We start from the raw sequence: 17,384 nt of genomic DNA, 5'->3' as shown, positions 1-17,384 counted from the left end.
TGACGTTATAATAGGACTCTTTAATCTACTAGTCATCATAACCCGGGTAACCGTGATGCTTGTGTTTTTTGTAACCGTAGTACTTATCGCTTGGCGATTCATCATAGTCATAATGGTGTTTGGGATGTCCAAATAACCGAGTCGGTATGCGAAGAATTTGCCCTACCTGAATGTAGTTTGGATTTTTAATACCATTGGCATGGACAATCGCTTCGATACTGGTTTGATACTTTGCTGCTATTTCCCACAAGGTATCTCCTGGCTGAACCATATACCTAACCATTTAAATATTATCCCCTTTCACATATTGGGTAGACTCATGACCCAACGTATGACAGAAGTACAGAAAAAGAGTGGTTATCCGCCCATACGAAAAAAAGAAACACGGGGATTTTACCTAAGTGATTATTAAACCGTACCCTAACTTTTGTCTCTGGTGAGCCCCCAATTTCAAGAGCCAAAAACGGAACGAGGTCGTCGGTTAGTTGCCCTATCGCCTGAGACAATCGATGCCTTAAAAATGCACATGGTGCGACAAGCCGGCGAGCGGTTACAATTTGGTCCGGCATATGAAGATAACGATCTCGTAATTGCACGGGAAGACAGGAGACCAATGTTCCCTCATACTTTTGATGATTCGTGGTTCCGTTCAATTGAGCGGACCCAGGTTCCTAAAATACGATTTCACGACTTAAGACATACACATGCAAGCCTTGTCTTACAGCAAGGAGTACATCCGAAAGTGGTGGCCGAACGTCTAGGACATGCGACCATTAACATTAAACTGGATGCGTGTCCGCATGTGCTACCCGGGGTTACAGAAAGAAGTCCCAAAGAATCTGATGAACTGATTTTTAAGAGACAAAAGGGGACCAATTAGTGTTCTCCGTCGTCATATAATGGCGGTCTGAGAACATACCGCGTTTTTGTTCGATTCTTATTCACAATTCACGGGAGCCCGCTCTTGAACTAGCCCCCAACAGGTCAAGAAGGGGCTACCTTGTTTCGGGTTTAGCTAACCCAATTAATAGTTGTCAAGAATGCGGGTAACAACATTTCTGTAGCCTTTCCTGTACCAGCGGAAGAATTTTTGGATTAATGTATCATTAACCAATCATCGGCGAGGGGCGTCCGTAGCAGGCAGAGAATTTGAAAAAGCCTCGCCGATGTCGTGGATAAGAATAACCAATTATCCCGGATTTCGACGGTTTTTTCATTTAACAGCCCGACAGGGCTGGAAATTCAATTAATAGGTAAATATGTTAACGATCACGATAGCATAGTGGTCCTGGATTGAACCTTTGGACACACTTTCCCCCTCCCCATAATGGACCGTCATTTTTGCCAGTTCAGCTTGGAAATCACTATGTCGCCACCTGAAGGACTTGGGTGGACAGGCGCTGTGCGAACTCGGGCAGACGAATTGTCCACTGACGTGCATGGTGAACCAAAATTCCGGGTAGAAGGAATAGTCTCCGCCGGAGCCGTCCAACTGTCCACTGACGCACTCCAGGTTGCAACGCTGCTTGTTTATATAACAGGAGCAGGTTGTATGCCAGCAGCTTCAGAGCTTCCAACGCTTTGTTGGTATTGAAATTCTGACTCGAGAATTGGTCAACGGCGAATCCATATTTGGCTTCTTTGATATGATTCTCAGCGTTGCCACGGTGGTTGTAGAAATGCCATATGTCCTCACCGTTCCAGTCGAACGTTGTGGCTATGGCCTCGTACTCCCAAAACCAATCCGCACATAGGACCTCCTGCGGGTCAATGTCCAATCGACGCACAATGACAACTCGCCGAGGTTTTTCCCAGGATGTTGCCTGGTACATAAGGGAGGCAACATCGCAGTGTTCTGTATCACTCTGGGTGATACAATGCCACGCTAGGTTGGGGGCCAGCTCTGCTAGTCGCTTAGTCCATTTCAGTTTGATCACGTAGTCTCGCCCGTCTTGTTCCAGTGTCTGAAACACCTTTTCACCGGTAAACCCTTTATCCATGCGGATGGCACGGATGTTTACACCTGTTGGCAACTGCTTTTTCATCGCCTCATAGAAGGCTGCAAACCCTTCTGCTGTGTGAGCGTCGCCGGAACGCAGTTCGTCATAGATGCAGCACCCCATCTGCGATTCAAACGCTAGCAAGGGATGAAAACTTGCCCTTCCATGATGATGCGGATTGAACCCTACAGCAGATTGTTCCTGGTTTCCAAACACCGTCTCCACTGAAGAATCTATGTCAACGACAATGTCATGTCCTTTGGGGAGTAGCGACTTAAGTACAAGGCGCTGTGCCGAGCGGATCGCCTCCATACCAACAGGGGAGCCTAGCCGCTTCAAGTCCTTGTACAGCAGCGTTGTATCTGGCAGCTTCGGCAGATCCAGCTTGAGCATAAGAAGGGGATCATGCTCAATGTCCTCGAAGTGGAAAATTCGTTCCTGACCCAGCAATGTACCGAGGACGAACGTAAGAGCAACGTCATCCATTTGGAATTGAGCGTCTTTCCGTTTGCCAAGTTCCTCTGTGCAAAAATACTTATCCATACCGGTTTGGAGGACGAAATCGATGAGTCCTGCCGCCCCGCCAAATGCAGTGGCAGAATTGAGGTCGAAGTGAGTATGTATTTTACAGCTTTTCCGGCGGCGGTGTTTTCGTGTATGCTTATGTTGTTTCACCTTAAAGGTGCTCCTTTCATGCTAGAGATGTATTCTCGACAAACTCATCTTAGCCTTACGGGGAGCGCCTTTTCAATTATTCGGGTCAATTCAAAGAGGACAAAACCGTCGAAATCCGGGATTATACGTCTTTCAATACATCAGGGGTACTGCCACCATGAATCAACGGACTTGCATTCAGAACGTCGTATAGTATGATTCGATAATTAGGTAGGACAGCTATGGCTGTTATCGTCGTAAGCGAAGCTGGGACTTGCGGCATCTTGTCGTTTTAAGGGCACCTCATCCCACTCCTTCAAACCACCCTATGTGGGCTGTCTGTTTTGTAGAGAAAGGCCAGCACCGAATCCCGTACCGAATTAACTTAACGATGCGAGGCAGTGGGTTTCGGATGGCTTGTCATTGTGATTCAGTAATGTGTCTAGTCATCAACAGTATAATAACCCGTGTGCACTACACACACTAGTCAAGACAGGAGGATGAATAAGGATAATAGGGACCCTTCCCCCTTCGCGATGTAATAAAGTCTTACCCCGTGATCCATTGTCGTTGGCACGTTTATTCACCTCGTTATACCTGTTCAACCGGTCGTTAGCCACGGATACTTTGGGCAGCTATTTAACAAAGCATTTTATTAAAATTACATATTTGGAATATTTTATATACATCATCGGCGAGGTAGTTAATAATTACACCTACCTCGCCGATGCCATTTTAACCACAATGTATTCCTGCAAGACAAAACATCACTGACTTTTTTTGCTACTGATCCATGACTGAGCAACCCAACCAATCAGCCCAACAACTGCAACCGCAATTGGAAAACTAACAGCGAGGCATTCAGCAACGTTTGATTCATTCGGTTGGACCATCGAACCCCTCCCCGATTTTGTGTAAGCTCCCCAATCGGGCTTAATTAACCACTTTCCTCAAACATTACTTTTGGTTTTGTTGCATTGCATCTACAACATTATTGGCTGCTTTTGTAATGTTTCTGCTTACTTTTTGCCCAGCCGTAACCGCCCCTTGTACAGCTGACCTTGTAACATCTGCTATATTCCCACTTGAACCGGCATTTCTTGTACCTTTTGCGATATTACGCGCAGCATTCTGCAACGGGTTTCCATCCGCCACCTTATCTTTGAAATTCAAGTGACGGCTTGGTACCGACAATTGTAGTATGGTATCTATCGAATAATGTATGATGGGAATCAATTACTGTCGCGGAAAATCGATGTGACACAATATCCCCCATTCCTGCTTGGTTAGATCAAGGAATAATTATCCATTTGTCGTAGGTCTGTATGCTCGTAGAGGTGTTGTATTCCTTGTCATTCAACTCCCATGTTTCGCACGGAATGGTCGGCGTTGGAAATGATGAATTACGTTGTCCGACAACAAAGCTTTACCAATAGGCATTTTGATTCCCATTCTTTATCTGACTATTCGATTCACCAACTTTTCATGGGCCTCTAGTTAGTTTTAACAGGGGCATATCATGCCTTAGACTCCCACTTCTATTCGATTTCTCAGCTACGTAAACTTACACAGTTAAGTGTAAGGGGAGTTTGATGATGGTACGGAGACGACTCACCCCAGCAGACCTGCTTCAGCTACGTACAGTATCTGATCCACAGATTTCTCCAGACGGAACTCGAATTGCCTATGTGCAAACCACCATGGATGGGCATGCCAATCAATATAAGTGCCGCATTTGGATGGTCTCCACGGCCGTGGGAAGTACACCCCGTCCGTTTACCTTTGGACCTGAATTAGACTATGCGCCTCGTTGGTCACCAGATGGCGAATGGCTCGCTTTTATCTCCGCGCGACAAGGCAGGTCGGCGCTGTGGATCGTGCCGAGTCAGGGTGGGTATGCACACCAGTTAAGCTGTCTCCAGGATATAGGCGGGGCCCCGGTGTGGTCTCCAGACAGCAGTTCAATCGCGTGCGTAGTCCATGTTGGTCCAAAGGGACCAGAGAAGGATAATTGGCCACACAGAACGTCAGAAGTGCGGTTTTCAGACGATGTTCTAGTGATTGATCGGTTATGGTATAAGTTAGATTCTGCTGGATTTATGGTGAGAAGGCACTGGCATCTCTTCACCATCTCAGTTACTGGAGCGGATAGGGGCAAATTTACTCAACTTACATTTGGTGATACTGACTATTCGGAGCCAGCCTGGTCGCCGGACGGGGGATCCATCGCTATCGCTGACAACCGTACGCCTGACGGTATTGGAATGACTCACTTCAATGATATTTGGGTGGTTCCGTCGACTGGGGGTGTGCCACGTCGTGTCACTAGTAGCCTAGGTCCCGCTGACCATCCAGCCTGGTCTCCCGATGGACGTCTCATCGCTTACATCGGACATGACCGAAGACATGGTGGTTATACCTTTCCAGGAATTTGGCTTGTTTCTGCATCGGGAGGGAAGCCTCGAGAATTAACGGCTAACTTTCACTACGCTATAGGTAATCATGCCATAAGAGACGTCCGCGGATACAAAGAACCTACAATTGTCCCGGTTTGGGCACAAGATGGTCGAAGTGTCTATACCTGTGCCAGTGTAAGCGGTGCCGTCAATCTCTGGCGATTTTCCGTTTTAGATGGCAAGGCGGTCCAACTGACACATGGCAACCGGGTCATATACAACTTGAGTTTCAATAGAGATGTACGGCAAGTGGCCATGGCTGTCACCACACCGACGTTACCCGGCGACATCTGGGCTGGAGACGTTAATGGGATACGCATCCAGGCGCGCCGAATTACCGAGGTGAACCGTGATTGGCTTACAAGTGTTGTGATCGCTGAACCGGTTCGCTTCACATTCCGAGCAGCGAATGGACCGGAAGCCGAAGGTTGGATACTCGCCCCGGCTCACCGCTCACGCTTTGATCAAAAACCAGCTGTGTTACAAATTCACGGAGGGCCCACAGTGATGTACGGGCATGCCTTTTTCTTTGAGTTTCAATTGTTGGCGGGGTGTGGTCTTCCCGTAATTTACTCAAATCCGCGTGGGAGCTTTGGGTATGATCAGGACTTTGCTGCTGCAATCCGAGGGGATTGGGGCACTATGATTATATGGACTTGATGGCGGCCGTAGATTCAGCATTGGCAAAAGGGACATTCGACCCGAACCGCCTCGGACTTGCGGGTGGAAGCTACGGAGGCTATATGACCAACTGGATCATCACTCAAACCAATCGGTTTAAGGCCGCCGTTTCCATGCGGAGCATGAGTAACCTCTACAGTTTCTTTGGCACCTCAGATGGTGGTTTCCTAAATGCCGACGATTACGGAGGTCCACCCTGGGCACTACCCGAAAAGTATCTTCGGCAGTCACCGATAACCTACGTGACGAATGTTCGTACCCCGCTACTGATGATTCACAGTGATCTTGACTACCGCACGCCAATTGAACAAGCGGAGCAATTTTATACCGCACTGAAGTTTCACGGGCGGAACGTCCTCTTCGTCCGCTTCCTTACCGAGACACACGAATTATCCCGTTCAGGCGACCCTAGGCACCGGGTTATCCGGCTTGAACATATCCGAAGCTGGTTCGAAAAACACCTAACACCAGGTTCGGGTACAACTGGTTGGTTCCTCTAAGACTTGGGGACCCGGTCACTATAATCCTCACATAAATTTGTTTCATCGAAGTCGTAATGATGTCTTTGGGATCCCAATGGGAGGTACGTGTATGAGTTCACCCCGTTATTTTCGTGACGTTAAACAATATATCCACGTTTGCTCGTCAAACCCTCCCTTAGACTATCTGGACCACTGGATACCCTTAACTCCACTAGAGCAAATGGCAAGGACAGATTATGACGTGATTATTGTGGGCACCGGCGCGGGAGGTGGTGCCGTTCTCTGGCGATTGTGTGATAAGTGGAGAAAAGGAGGGAAACGTATCGCCGTGATCGAACGAGGCGACCTTTTACTACCGACGCACGCAATGAATTTACCCACGCTTAATTATGAAAGAATGATTCGATTTGTGGAAAATCCAAAGTTTAAACAACCAATAACCTGTCATCACACCGACTTAGCAATTCCATTGGATTTTTCACAGTTTTTTGCGTTTGGGGGAAGAACCTTATATTGGGGAACAGGCAGCCCTCGTTTCCATCCATTAGATTTTCAAACATGGCCATTTACATATCAAGAGCTCCTGCCCTACTACCAAATTGCCGAACGAGTTATGGGAGTGAGCCAGAAATTTACACAAAGATCTACCATCCAACAAAATCTTCTAAGACGTCTTCGCACGATCGGTTATGTGGAGGCAACTGATTTCCCTTTGGCCATTGACCACAACTTTAGAAAGAATGGTCTACACCTAAGCGCCGTGTTCAGTTCAATCAATCTGTTTGCCCACGCCTTAAATGTTGGAGCATTTGATCTAGCAGTAAATGCACGGGTCGTACAAGTTTTCACCGACAAAGGAACCGTCGTAGGGGTACAAGTCCTTACTCCTAGCCGGAAGGCCTATGTCATAAAAGGAAAAATAGTTGTCCTGGCAGCAAGTACTTTAGAAAATCCACATATTCTCCTCTGCTCTGGGATTCAAGATGAATCCATTGGACGATACTTAGTCAACCATTCATGGGCAGAGACAGAAGGGCGACTCGAATTCGTCCATAGTGAACGCGAAATAGGAAATATGGCGATTTTAGTTCCACGCACACACCGCCAAAGATATCAAGTCGAGATCCATCTGGACCAGCCTTATGAATATGCTCCAAACATTTATGGTGAGATCGGAAACCGAGATTTAAGAATCAGTATGCGAGGATTTGGTGCGGTCGAACCGCGATATACGAACAGGGTATCCCTCAGTCCGAATCAAGTAGATGAATACGGAATCCCAAAGTTGGCTGTACACTTTACGTTCAGTGAACGAGACCTACATGTAATTCAACAGATGATTTCTTCAATGGAGAATCAAGCGTGCGGAATAGGGATACATTTAATTGCGCCACCTTGCTTGAAGCCTCCTGGCAGAGAGTCTCATGAGTCGGGGACTTGTCGAATGGGTAACAATCCTCATTTTTCAGTAACGAATCAATATGGTGAACTACATCAAGTATCTAATTTGTTTGTGGCTGATAGCAGCGTATTACCGTACATTGGGGGAACAAATCCCGCCTTAACGATTGTTGCGGTGGCGATCCGGACAGCAGATTATATTCTTCACCGATTGAAAAATTGAACGCTATAAATTAGAGAAATGCTTATGGAAATAGGAATGGAATCAATAACGATAAGATCTAGGGGCCTATACGAAACAAACAAATTCGACTCCAGTATTCACAGCGCATCAATACAAGAGCCGAATTTGTCACCTATATATACCATGTTTCAGCTGCGGAACATGAATTGACTTTTCTAACCAAGCTAAATTCCTTCCATCTCGTGTTTGTTTCGTTGCAAGGAAAATCCGTTCAGAAACGTGCGCATATCATATACTGTATTGGCCGCGGTACAAGCAACCACGTGTCGACTTGAATGCAACGGATCGCTCAATTTTTTACGTCCCCAACCGGTTTGAAGCTTTTCAACCGTATATCCTTTTGTTGTAATAGCTTCGTTAAACTCCTTCTGTGCACCCTGTTTTGCCTTGAACAACATCATCTGAATACGACTGTAGACGTTGATAGCTCCATCTCCGGTCGTTTCAATTGGGAGAAAGATGGCTTCGGGATATTTCTCGGTGATGAGTGATTGAACCCCGTCCGAAACACCCGAAGATGGCATGCACCCGAACGGTTTTACAGAAATCGTCATGTTGGCCTTGTGCTTGACCACATTCAGAATCAATTTACCGACTTCCATATGACCTTCTCCACCACGCAGTTGGTTATTGTAGTGTTGGTGGGCAACCTCTGCGATCTCATCCATGTTGGGTAAATGATAACCCCGTAGTCCAATGGTCCGAGCATAGGTTTGAAACATCCCACGGAGGACGCCGTCAGCCAGAGCGAGCGCACGCATACGCAAGAAAGGATTTACTCCTTTTAATCCTTTACGACCGGAATCCGCCGTGCTCAAATTCATTCGTTCTTTTGTGTCGTAGCGCCCAGCCCAGATCAGATAAAGAATCCAAGCCGTAACCGATTGTACTTCGACCTCAGCTCCTTCGCTCTCTAAGAACCGTTGTAATTGGTAGTTGCCGTCACCTTCAGTTGTCATCGCCCAAAACTCACCAAGAATGCTTACTTTGGGTTTTACCTGAGCCCGATCCACCTGGATGGTACGCAATTCCTTGCGACATTGTAACAGCGCTGGGAACAGCCACTTTTGCCCACTTAAAGCGTCGTATAAATGCTTTTTACAACGAGCCAGAGCAGCATCTGTGGAACCCGCGTGGATTTCGTAAGGACGGATGCGGTAGCCCACTGCATTCAAAATATCTCCCAACAAAACCGCTTTCAAAAAGCTCAAGAAAAAAGACGTATCGAGCTTTAGGGCAGACTCTCCACCGGTCGCCTGCTTTAACCCACTTTGCTGTTGGAACAAGAGTACTCGAAATCCGTCAAAACCAGCATCCCGAAGGGCCTTGCGATATTCCGTAACATAAGTTCCGAAACGGCAAGGACCGCACGATCCGCTGGTCACAAAGAGGTAATTCCTTACGATTTCTTCCTTCGACTTTCCTTCCTCATCCCGAAGCTGAATAAGATATTTAATTAAATTTCCAACCGTGAAATACGTTGGGTTACACTGCCCACGGTTCCCAAATTCCTTTCCGTAACGCAACGACTCAGTATCCGGACAGTCCAAATGTTTGACTTGATATCCCAACCCACTAAGCGCGCCTTCTACCAAATAATCTTGAGCCATGGTCAACCCACCAAAGAGAATCGTCGTATTCGCTTTATCCTTGTTTAAAAATTGACGAGGAACTGGATCGAACCACTGCTCCCTAGTTAAAGAACTCAGGCCCAAGGCTTTTTCCTGTTCCGCCTGAAATCGACGAAGGAGTTCTTCCGGAGATGGCTTCTTTGTTTGTTCAGCAGTTTTTGTTATCGACATCTTACTTCGCTCCTTGTTTTTTAATATTAACCAACCACTTGTCCACTTTTTTGCTGTAGTAACTCGGCACGCTTTTGCTCCAAAAGTCGCGCTAATTCCGCCTTCTTTTGGGCAAGGTCCTCCAAACGCTCTTCCTGAAGACCAAGACTATGCGCATAGGTTTTCACACGTATTTTGATCGAACCGCTTGGTTTATTTGCATCAATATCGTGTAATGCGGAATAAGGCGTTCCAGCCGTTGAGATGATGGAGTCAATCAACCCGTAGGTAGGCGCGTCATGGCCACACTTAAAGCTAGAGAGATCGAGCACCGCTATGTTAGGATGACGTGCTGCAAATTTTGCTGCCCAAACTTTTTGAACGCTGTTCGAACTGAAATTTTCAGGCCACACATCACTCACTTCCATCGCGTACTCCACACGCCCAGTTTTTAGGTCTTCACTGAAAAAGCGCTCTAGCCAAGCCTCATCCTTTGGAATGGAACGCATAGATAAGATGGGATAACCCAGGACTTGAAACTCCTCCAAAACGTTGTGATTCAAACCCGGGTCAGAGTGATACGGCCGACCGATCATCAAAATGGCGATACGATTTTCTTGTTCCACCTGCTCGAGAATCTCCCGGCCACGGTCCTGAATTTCAGAGTCAAACATTTGCATTGCCTTCCAGCCTTGATCCACCGCAAAGTCGCTTTCATCCTCGGTTATCTGCAGGTACTCCCGAAACGCCTCATACAACTGTTTCTTCATCAAGTTGAGTTCCGTAAACGTTACCGCCGGATCTAGATAGGTCACCCCTCTGGTTTCGAAAAAGTTAATCTCCTTTGTGAAGGCAGCCTTTATGACGTTTGGTGCGCCAGCCACAATCGGACAACTCGCTGAATCCATCACATTCTGCAGAAAGGTAGGAATGTGGGTAATACATGGGAAGAAAATGTAATCAAGTTTCTTTTTCTCATGGTGTTTAAACAACAAGTTATGCACGTGCGCTTGAGCGACTTTTGAAGGGTAACAAGGATCTATGCTTCCATATTTCCCGCCTTCTTTCCACATGTCCTCACTCGTATAGTCGCTAAATACAATGTTTCGCTCATTAATGCCAAGGGTCTCAAAATAGGTTCTCCAAAACGGCGCCGTCGACCAAATATTGAGTACCCGTGGAATGCCAATTCGAATCCCTTTTCTCCACTCCGCTGCTTCCGTGGACGAACGCTGAAATTGCCGCTGATATAACGTCTTCCGTATTCCTCTGAGCCCGAACAAACTACGTCCTAACCGAACATCATCCACTAGAGTGTCTGGTTCCGGCAACGAATCCGGACTGTAAAAGTGTTGGAACATGCGACGTGCTTCATATTCGACCAAGTTGGGGTAGTGTTTTTTGAGTTCCTGTCTATCCTTGGTCAATTTCACAACGGCTTCTTTGTCTTCAACCGTTCCCTTCTCACAGCTAAAACCGGAGATGTAGCGGGCCGTTTGTCCGTCAGGGGTCTTTGAGTCGATAAACGTTCTGCTGCAATGATTGGGACAAAATGTACAACGCGTCGATTCGTCGTTCCGGGACACGTACTGTAGATTTATTGCTGTATCCAGTCCTAGAAATGTTGAATACCCACGGCGTTTCACAACCCGTAGAGTTTCCATAGCCGCTCCAATGGCTCCAGCTTCACCTGGGTGAGGATGAACGTACACTTCGGCATCGGGAACTCGCTCTTTGATATAATCGACTTGGGCTTTTACGGCGGCCAAGTTATATTGCGTTCCGCCCTGTAAAACGAATTTACGGCCAAGTTCAGCCATACGTGGAATCTGAACCACGTACTGCCAAACGTTTTTGGGCAAGACTAGTGCTAGTCCGGCAAGTAGTTCTTCCTTCGAGTATCCCTCCTTTTGAAAATTGACCCTGTCCGCATCTAGAAATACAGCGCAACCATATGAAAATTTGGGTGATAGTCCTGCCCTAAAGGCCGTGTCCGCGTATTCCTGAACCGGGATACCAAACTGGTCTGCCATAGCTTGAAGCAACATACCGTTTCCGGCAGAACACTGATTGGATAATCTGAAATTGCGTATATCCCCGTTTTTCATAAACAGTACCTTGATGTCCTGACCACCGATATCACAGATGACATCGACGTCACCAAACTGGTAAACGGCGCTCATCATATGAGCCACAGTCTCAACAATATTGACATCCGCCCTCAAAGTTTTTTCTAAAACATCCGCCGCATATCCAGTCGCACCAAAACCGATAATCTCCAGTTCCGCACCTTGCTGGTTTACCCTACTCTGAATCCGCTTCAACATTTCTTTTATATCCTCGAGGGGGTTACCTTTGGAAAGTTGATACTCCTTCAGCAGAATTTCTCCATTTTCATCAACGAGAACGGCTTTAGAAGAAGTTGAGCCACCGTCAAGCCCAATCGCTGCTCGAACCCTTTGTCCAGCCGTAAAGGTAGCAGGCGTAAATCGTGGAATCGCGTAATCTAGGCGAAAATCTTGTAGCTCATGTTCGCTGCTTACAAGCGGCGGTCCCGCATTTTCTCCTAGTTTCGCTTTGCGGCCGTGCGTAATAAATTGTTTGAGCGCTTCCAGCCCCGTATAGTTACCAACACTCACAGGCTCATGCAGTCCATATAGGACTGCACCGTAGGCTGCGTAGTACTGCGAGTTTTCAGGAACAAAAATCAATTCATCCAGGGGCATGTCTTGTGGATAATCGTAGCCTCTCCCTTGCCAGGTTTCGGGGATCCGTTTTCTCCAGCACTCTTGTAGGAACGGTAAGTATGTATTGGGACCGCCTAGCAAAAGAACACGGTGGCGTAACGTGTTTCCGCGGGTCAATACGGAAAGGTTCTGCATTACAATGGCATCTGCCAGAGAGCACATGATTTCAGCGGATGGGATGCCGCTTTTCACCAAATTGACTATATCGGTTTCAGCAAAAACACCGCACTTGGCAGCCACATGGTGTAATTTCGTATCGTCAAAGCGTAACTTGCCGACTTTCTCCATGGGCATGCCTACTTTAATCATGCACTTGTCAATGGTTGCACCTGTGCCCGACGCACACTTGTCGTTCATTGAGGTCAATGCTTGTCTGTCACCGGTCTCCTCATTTACCTTGAAGATAATGATCTTAGCATCCTGCCCCCCTAATTCAATGACACTCCCTACATCTGGATGGAGGTGTTCCACCGCCATGGTCACGGCATTCACTTCTTGCACGAACTTTGCCCCAATATGCTCGGCAATTGGGCCACTACCAGATCCCGTCGTGAAAACGCGAATGTTTTCCTGTTTAACGTCGGGAAATTCGTTTCCGATAGTGATTAAGAATTCCAGAACCTTTTCAGCCTGTTTCGTATGGTGTCGTTGATAATCTGACCAAAGGATCTCTTTACTATATGGATCTACCACGGTTGCTTTAACGGTTGTTGAGCCCACGTCAATACCTAAAATTAACGATTTGCACGATTGACTCGCGTGAACCATATATGCTCACCATCCACTGAGTTGATATTTTATTGTGCGAGTGAATGAGCATTTTATACGTAGCAATAAAGCCTGATTTAGAAGCGGTAGATTCATACCTTGAACTTAACATTGTGTGTTACTAATCAGACTCATGTGAACTATTAACCGCTAAGTATTAGTGGGTGTGTACTGGGACATGTGATCGTCACTTAATAGTGCGGGATCGACTCTATCCGCAAATTACGGTGGGTACATGTATACGAAATGTTTTGCACTTCAAAGGGCGGGTTCAATTTCGTCAAGCGGAGCCTATGTATCCCAATGAATTCACTGGGCTATATTATCCGGAAGCGGTATAAGAGGCTTTGCGAAATCTCATGAACGACGACCCTGTTCTTTCAACACGAAACAGTGTCGCTTACGAACAATCGGAGGTCCGCTCTCAAGATGAGAATCGCTATATTTACCGAAACGTTCTTACCCGGAACCGACGGAGTTGTTACCCGTCTTTGCAACACGCTGAAACATTTGGAAGAGGCTGGGCATGAGGTACTCTTGATTGCTCCGAACGGTGCTCCGCCGAAGTATGCGTCGGCGACAATTGTGGGTGTTCCGTCATTTCGCTTCTTTCTCTATCCGGGGATAAACTTTGCATCCCCGTTGGCCAAAGTCGGAAAACACCTAAAACAGTTTGAGCCTGAAGTCATTCATTCCGTTAATCCGGGATTTTTAAGTTTCGCAGCCATCTATTACGCGAAAAAGTACCGTTTACCCCTCATCATGTCCTATCACACGCTCATACCAGCATATGCGCGTTTCTACAAGTTAAGTTGGTTGGAACCAGCCTTGTGGCGGTGTTTCCGAACGATACACAATTATGCAGATATCAATTTGTGCACCTCTCAGGCCATGCTCAAGGAGCTTGCTGCCCGTGGATTTCGCAACCTGGACCTGTGGGAGCGAGGTGTCGATTTACAGTTGTATTCGCCGATGAGGCGTTCCGATGCCATGCGCAGCCGCCTCACCAACGGGGATCAAAATGGGAAACTAGTGCTGTATGTTGGGCGGTTGGCAGCAGAAAAATCCATTGAACGCTTACGGCCCTGTATAGACAAAGCACCGCATGTTCATTTGGCGATTATTGGGGACGGTCCACATCGGTCAGAGCTAGAGCGCGTTTTTGCAGACAGCAATACGATTTTCACAGGTTATCTGTTTGGCGAAGAATTGGCCGAAGCATATGCATCGGCTGACGGCTTCGTCTTTCCTTCGACCACCGAGACACTTGGTCTCGTCTTGTATGAAGCGATGGCCAGCGGATTACCAATCATGGCCGCAGACAGCCCCGCATCTAGGGAGGTGTTAGATGGCGGCGCCGCTGGTTTCATTTTTCAACAGTTGAACCCTGATTCGATATATCAAGCTATGCACGACATGTTGTATGACGTTTCGAAACGAGAATTTGTAAAATCCCGGGGGCAAGAGATAGTTCAGGCCCTCAATTGGAGCGGACCCACAAAGCAACTCATCAACTACTACAGTACTCTATTTAATTCCGATTCAAGTGGTGTCGATACACCATGACTTGTATATGACTTAAGACGTTGTTAATGTGCTGGATTCCTGTTAACAGCAGGCCGCGACCGTCAAGTCCGTACAACGTACATTATATGCCGCGACAAAAATAGGCCCTGCGTGGATTTTTGTCTTTTGTCTCCGCGGAGACACTCTGGCCAGAGGTTATCCACGTGAACACGTTTTTAACGCTCTAACCGCGGCATGACCAATATTCTTAGGTTTTTTACAAGGGTCTCGTCTGTACCGTCTAAACAGAGTACTCAGAATTGATTGTCCAGAAAAGAATAGAGCTACGTGACCCAATGAAAGACGAAAGCGGCTTGGTGCCAGCTTCCGCCTTTCGTATCACTTGAAAATTACGATTGTTTGTACTGTGGTTCTTCTTGTTCTAACTGTTGAACACGTTGTTCCAACGTACTAACGATGGTGTTTGTTTGATTTGCAGCATCTGTATAGACCTGTTTTGCCTGCTGGTTTTGGGTTTGCAGAGCAAATTGTTCAAAGCTCGCTTGTGCACTTTTTAGCCCTGCTAGCGTCTGTTTCACTTGACTATAAACCGTCATAACATTCAGTCCCCTTTCAAGTAGTATAGGCGGTAATAGGTAGATCACTCGCCATACATGAGAGTCTCCAGTTTGGTAGTGAATTAAATATCCATATTTAAGCAATAACGCTTCCAGAAAAGACGCACATGATGTTCTGGTCGAGGGTGGCACGGGTTGTGGAAAAATTACTTACTCTATATCGGGAATAAATGGTTGTTTCGCTTCGCGTATGTATTGGATAAGCCTTGGTTTGTAGTCATAATACAATGAGTGACCCATGCATCCTCTCGGAACTGGATGTGAATAAATAACGAGGAGAGACGCTCTGAAATGAAAGAACAGTACTGTGATAAATTTCTGCATATCAAGACAAGTGGAAATCAGGAATTCCCGAGTGATTTCCTCTATTACCGTTACGGGCCACCCCTTACAGTGCACTCGAACAACTTTTTGAATCATATGAAGACATCTTAAATTCCTTTGAAAAAACGCCTCGAGAATTGGACCTTCTTTTCTACGACCCGTCAGATGACTACATTTTCCTCCTAGAAAATGAAACCCCATTTAACTGCAAGCGGAAGTTACCTTAGAAGACTTGTTCGTTAATAACCCATATGAGCGGTTTCTGATTTATCGATCGGACGTTTAATGATACCCGTTAACAGGGCTAGAGAGAGAATTATATTCGAACTATACTTCTAAACAAAAAGCCCATGATGTTCATTCTACGTGATGCCGCGTATTGCCTGTAACGCTTCTTCAGTCCGGTAACGACAGAAGGACTACACTCGGAAAGTGAATGATTATTCATTCCACGTGTAGCCCAATATCACGTCTTAGTTAAGCACTCTGGTTAGGGGGTAGATGTCAGGCCATTCTGACTGATCACGTCTATGGTACCGTTGTTTTGTACAGGATATTGTTGTTTTGTAACTCCACACTCTTCGCTTGCCCACAAACTATCGCTCGACTACGACCGGTGTCCCCACTTTAACAAGAGAATACAACTTCTTTGCCGTTCCGATAGGCAGTTCGACACAACCGTTACTCTGTGGAAACCCGTACTTCTGACGCGGATAGCCGTGAATGGCCGTATTTCCGAACAGTCCTAGAACCCAAGGTACATCGGGGATATCATATGTCGTCCCATCAGGGTCCTTGCCCTTCATATCTGCTTTGGGAAGTTGCGAACGAATATAATAATGTCCTAATGGCGTGGCTGCACCTGTGACGCCTGTATTACACAGTGATTTCAGTACAACGTGCCCATTTTTGTACAAAGTCAGTGTCTCAGGATTCTTTTCTTCCACTACAATTTTTTGGTTCGACTGAGTTATGAATGGCCGAACGACATCTGCTACTAAATACTGTCCCGCAGAACTTACCGGTCCGTCCACCCCACCCTTGATACGCATGGTTTCGACCTGAGTGGGGCCGATTGGCTGATCGGGCTTGAATTCCGCCTCGATCGGCGACACCCAAACTACGCTTCCACTTATCGGGGGATTAAAGGTAATGTCACTAGACAACTGATTCGGGTTGGCAATGGGCGCGTTGAATTTCAAAGTAAACGGCCCGGTCCGCGCCACATCATATTGCCAAATTCCAGGGTTGGTGATTGTATTCAACGGTTGTTCAGTTTGACCTGCAAGCGTCCGCGAACGAGTTATGGGTATCGTGCCGTCACCCGAAGCCTTGTCAATTGTCAGTGAATATTGATGACCTTGGAGTAGACTCACCCGAATATGTACTGTCCGACTCGCCGGCTGAACGGTTGTTACATGAGATTTGCCCTGCCAAGTCCATGTAACCGATTGTACGGGCTCGTTGAATCCGATGGTAAACCCAGTTGCAGCATTCGCAGTCCATGTCTGAGAGAGCGTTAGTTGGGGTTTCTGCTCCGGGTGTTGTTGTATGGTATCACAACCAACGACGAATAGGGGTAGAACAGAGATAGAAGCTACAACGGAGAATTTCATCTTGCAAGTCATCAGATTCACTTTCATTCGATCCCTCAAGCCACATTCTTCTTTCATTGTCCTCACTGAACCAGTATGTTGGTAGA

The 17,384-nt window shown here is 46.7% G+C and carries 12 protein-coding genes; 5 read left to right on the top strand and 7 right to left on the bottom strand.

Annotation, left to right across the window (positions count from 1 at the left end; all coding sequences use genetic code 11):
- Positions 1-28 precede the first annotated feature (28 nt).
- Positions 29-283 (bottom strand): LysM peptidoglycan-binding domain-containing protein, encoded by a 255-nt coding sequence (locus tag NZD86_RS09820; protein ID WP_268046336.1) that lies wholly within the window; start codon positions 281-283, stop codon positions 29-31.
- A 153-nt stretch (positions 284-436) separates the two neighbouring features.
- On the opposite strand from NZD86_RS09820, the gene NZD86_RS24725 reads away from it, so the two are divergent.
- On the top strand, positions 437-880 hold the full coding sequence (locus tag NZD86_RS24725; RefSeq protein WP_407655224.1) for a site-specific integrase: 444 nt from the start codon (positions 437-439) through the stop codon (positions 878-880).
- 484 nt (positions 881-1,364) lie between these two features.
- On the opposite strand, the gene NZD86_RS09815 is transcribed toward NZD86_RS24725, so the two are convergent.
- Together NZD86_RS09815 and NZD86_RS09810 are read right to left on the bottom strand one after the other, a co-directional pair.
- Positions 1,365-2,675 carry an IS1380 family transposase gene (locus NZD86_RS09815; protein ID WP_268042986.1) on the bottom strand — a complete coding sequence of 437 codons (1,311 nt, stop codon included), beginning with the start codon at positions 2,673-2,675 and terminating at the stop codon, positions 1,365-1,367.
- A 936-nt stretch (positions 2,676-3,611) separates the two neighbouring features.
- Entirely contained in the window at positions 3,612-3,827 is a 216-nt protein-coding gene (locus tag NZD86_RS09810; RefSeq protein WP_268046334.1) for a hypothetical protein, read from the bottom strand.
- A 422-nt stretch (positions 3,828-4,249) separates the two neighbouring features.
- Between NZD86_RS09810 and NZD86_RS09805 the strand changes: the two genes are divergently transcribed.
- The 3 genes from NZD86_RS09805 to NZD86_RS09795 all read left to right on the top strand — a co-directional run bounded on the left by NZD86_RS09805 (position 4,250) and on the right by NZD86_RS09795 (position 7,897).
- Positions 4,250-5,770: an alpha/beta hydrolase gene (locus tag NZD86_RS09805; RefSeq protein WP_268046333.1), complete on the top strand. Its 1,521-nt coding sequence runs from the start codon at positions 4,250-4,252 to the stop codon at positions 5,768-5,770.
- Positions 5,770-6,291 carry an alpha/beta hydrolase family protein gene (locus NZD86_RS09800; RefSeq protein ID WP_268046332.1) on the top strand — a complete coding sequence of 174 codons (522 nt, stop codon included), beginning with the start codon at positions 5,770-5,772 and terminating at the stop codon, positions 6,289-6,291. Before NZD86_RS09805 ends, NZD86_RS09800 begins: the two co-directional genes overlap by 1 nt.
- Before the next feature lie 91 nt (positions 6,292-6,382).
- Positions 6,383-7,897 carry a GMC oxidoreductase gene (locus NZD86_RS09795; protein WP_268046331.1) on the top strand — a complete coding sequence of 505 codons (1,515 nt, stop codon included), beginning with the start codon at positions 6,383-6,385 and terminating at the stop codon, positions 7,895-7,897.
- Positions 7,898-8,082: 185 nt separating this feature from the next.
- On the opposite strand, the gene NZD86_RS09790 is transcribed toward NZD86_RS09795, so the two are convergent.
- Positions 8,083-9,720 (bottom strand): 2-hydroxyglutaryl-CoA dehydratase, encoded by a 1,638-nt coding sequence (locus NZD86_RS09790; protein WP_268046330.1) that lies wholly within the window; start codon positions 9,718-9,720, stop codon positions 8,083-8,085.
- Between the two features lie 26 nt (positions 9,721-9,746).
- Positions 9,747-13,214: a BadF/BadG/BcrA/BcrD ATPase family protein gene (locus NZD86_RS09785; protein ID WP_268046329.1), complete on the bottom strand. Its 3,468-nt coding sequence runs from the start codon at positions 13,212-13,214 to the stop codon at positions 9,747-9,749.
- A gap of 429 nt (positions 13,215-13,643) precedes the next feature.
- Here NZD86_RS09785 and NZD86_RS09780 point away from each other — a divergent pair, with 429 nt between their 5' ends.
- The gene (locus tag NZD86_RS09780) at positions 13,644-14,780 is read left to right on the top strand and encodes a glycosyltransferase family 4 protein (RefSeq protein ID WP_268046328.1); all 1,137 of its coding nucleotides are present in this window, start codon (positions 13,644-13,646) and stop codon (positions 14,778-14,780) included.
- A gap of 350 nt (positions 14,781-15,130) precedes the next feature.
- Here the strand turns inward: NZD86_RS09780 and NZD86_RS09775 are convergent, their stop codons facing one another.
- Both NZD86_RS09775 and NZD86_RS09770 read right to left on the bottom strand, forming a co-directional pair.
- A complete protein-coding gene (locus tag NZD86_RS09775) occupies positions 15,131-15,337 on the bottom strand; it encodes a DUF1657 domain-containing protein (protein ID WP_268046327.1) in 207 nt (68 codons plus the stop codon).
- Positions 15,338-16,278: 941 nt separating this feature from the next.
- Entirely contained in the window at positions 16,279-17,298 is a 1,020-nt protein-coding gene (locus NZD86_RS09770) for a L,D-transpeptidase (protein ID WP_268046326.1), read from the bottom strand.
- Between the last annotated feature and the right edge of the window lie 86 nt (positions 17,299-17,384).

Origin of the sequence: Alicyclobacillus dauci, from assembly GCF_026651605.1 — a bacterium.
Taxonomy (GTDB): Bacteria; Bacillota; Bacilli; order Alicyclobacillales; family Alicyclobacillaceae; genus Alicyclobacillus; species Alicyclobacillus dauci.
This window is presented reverse-complemented; position numbering and strand designations above follow the sequence as displayed.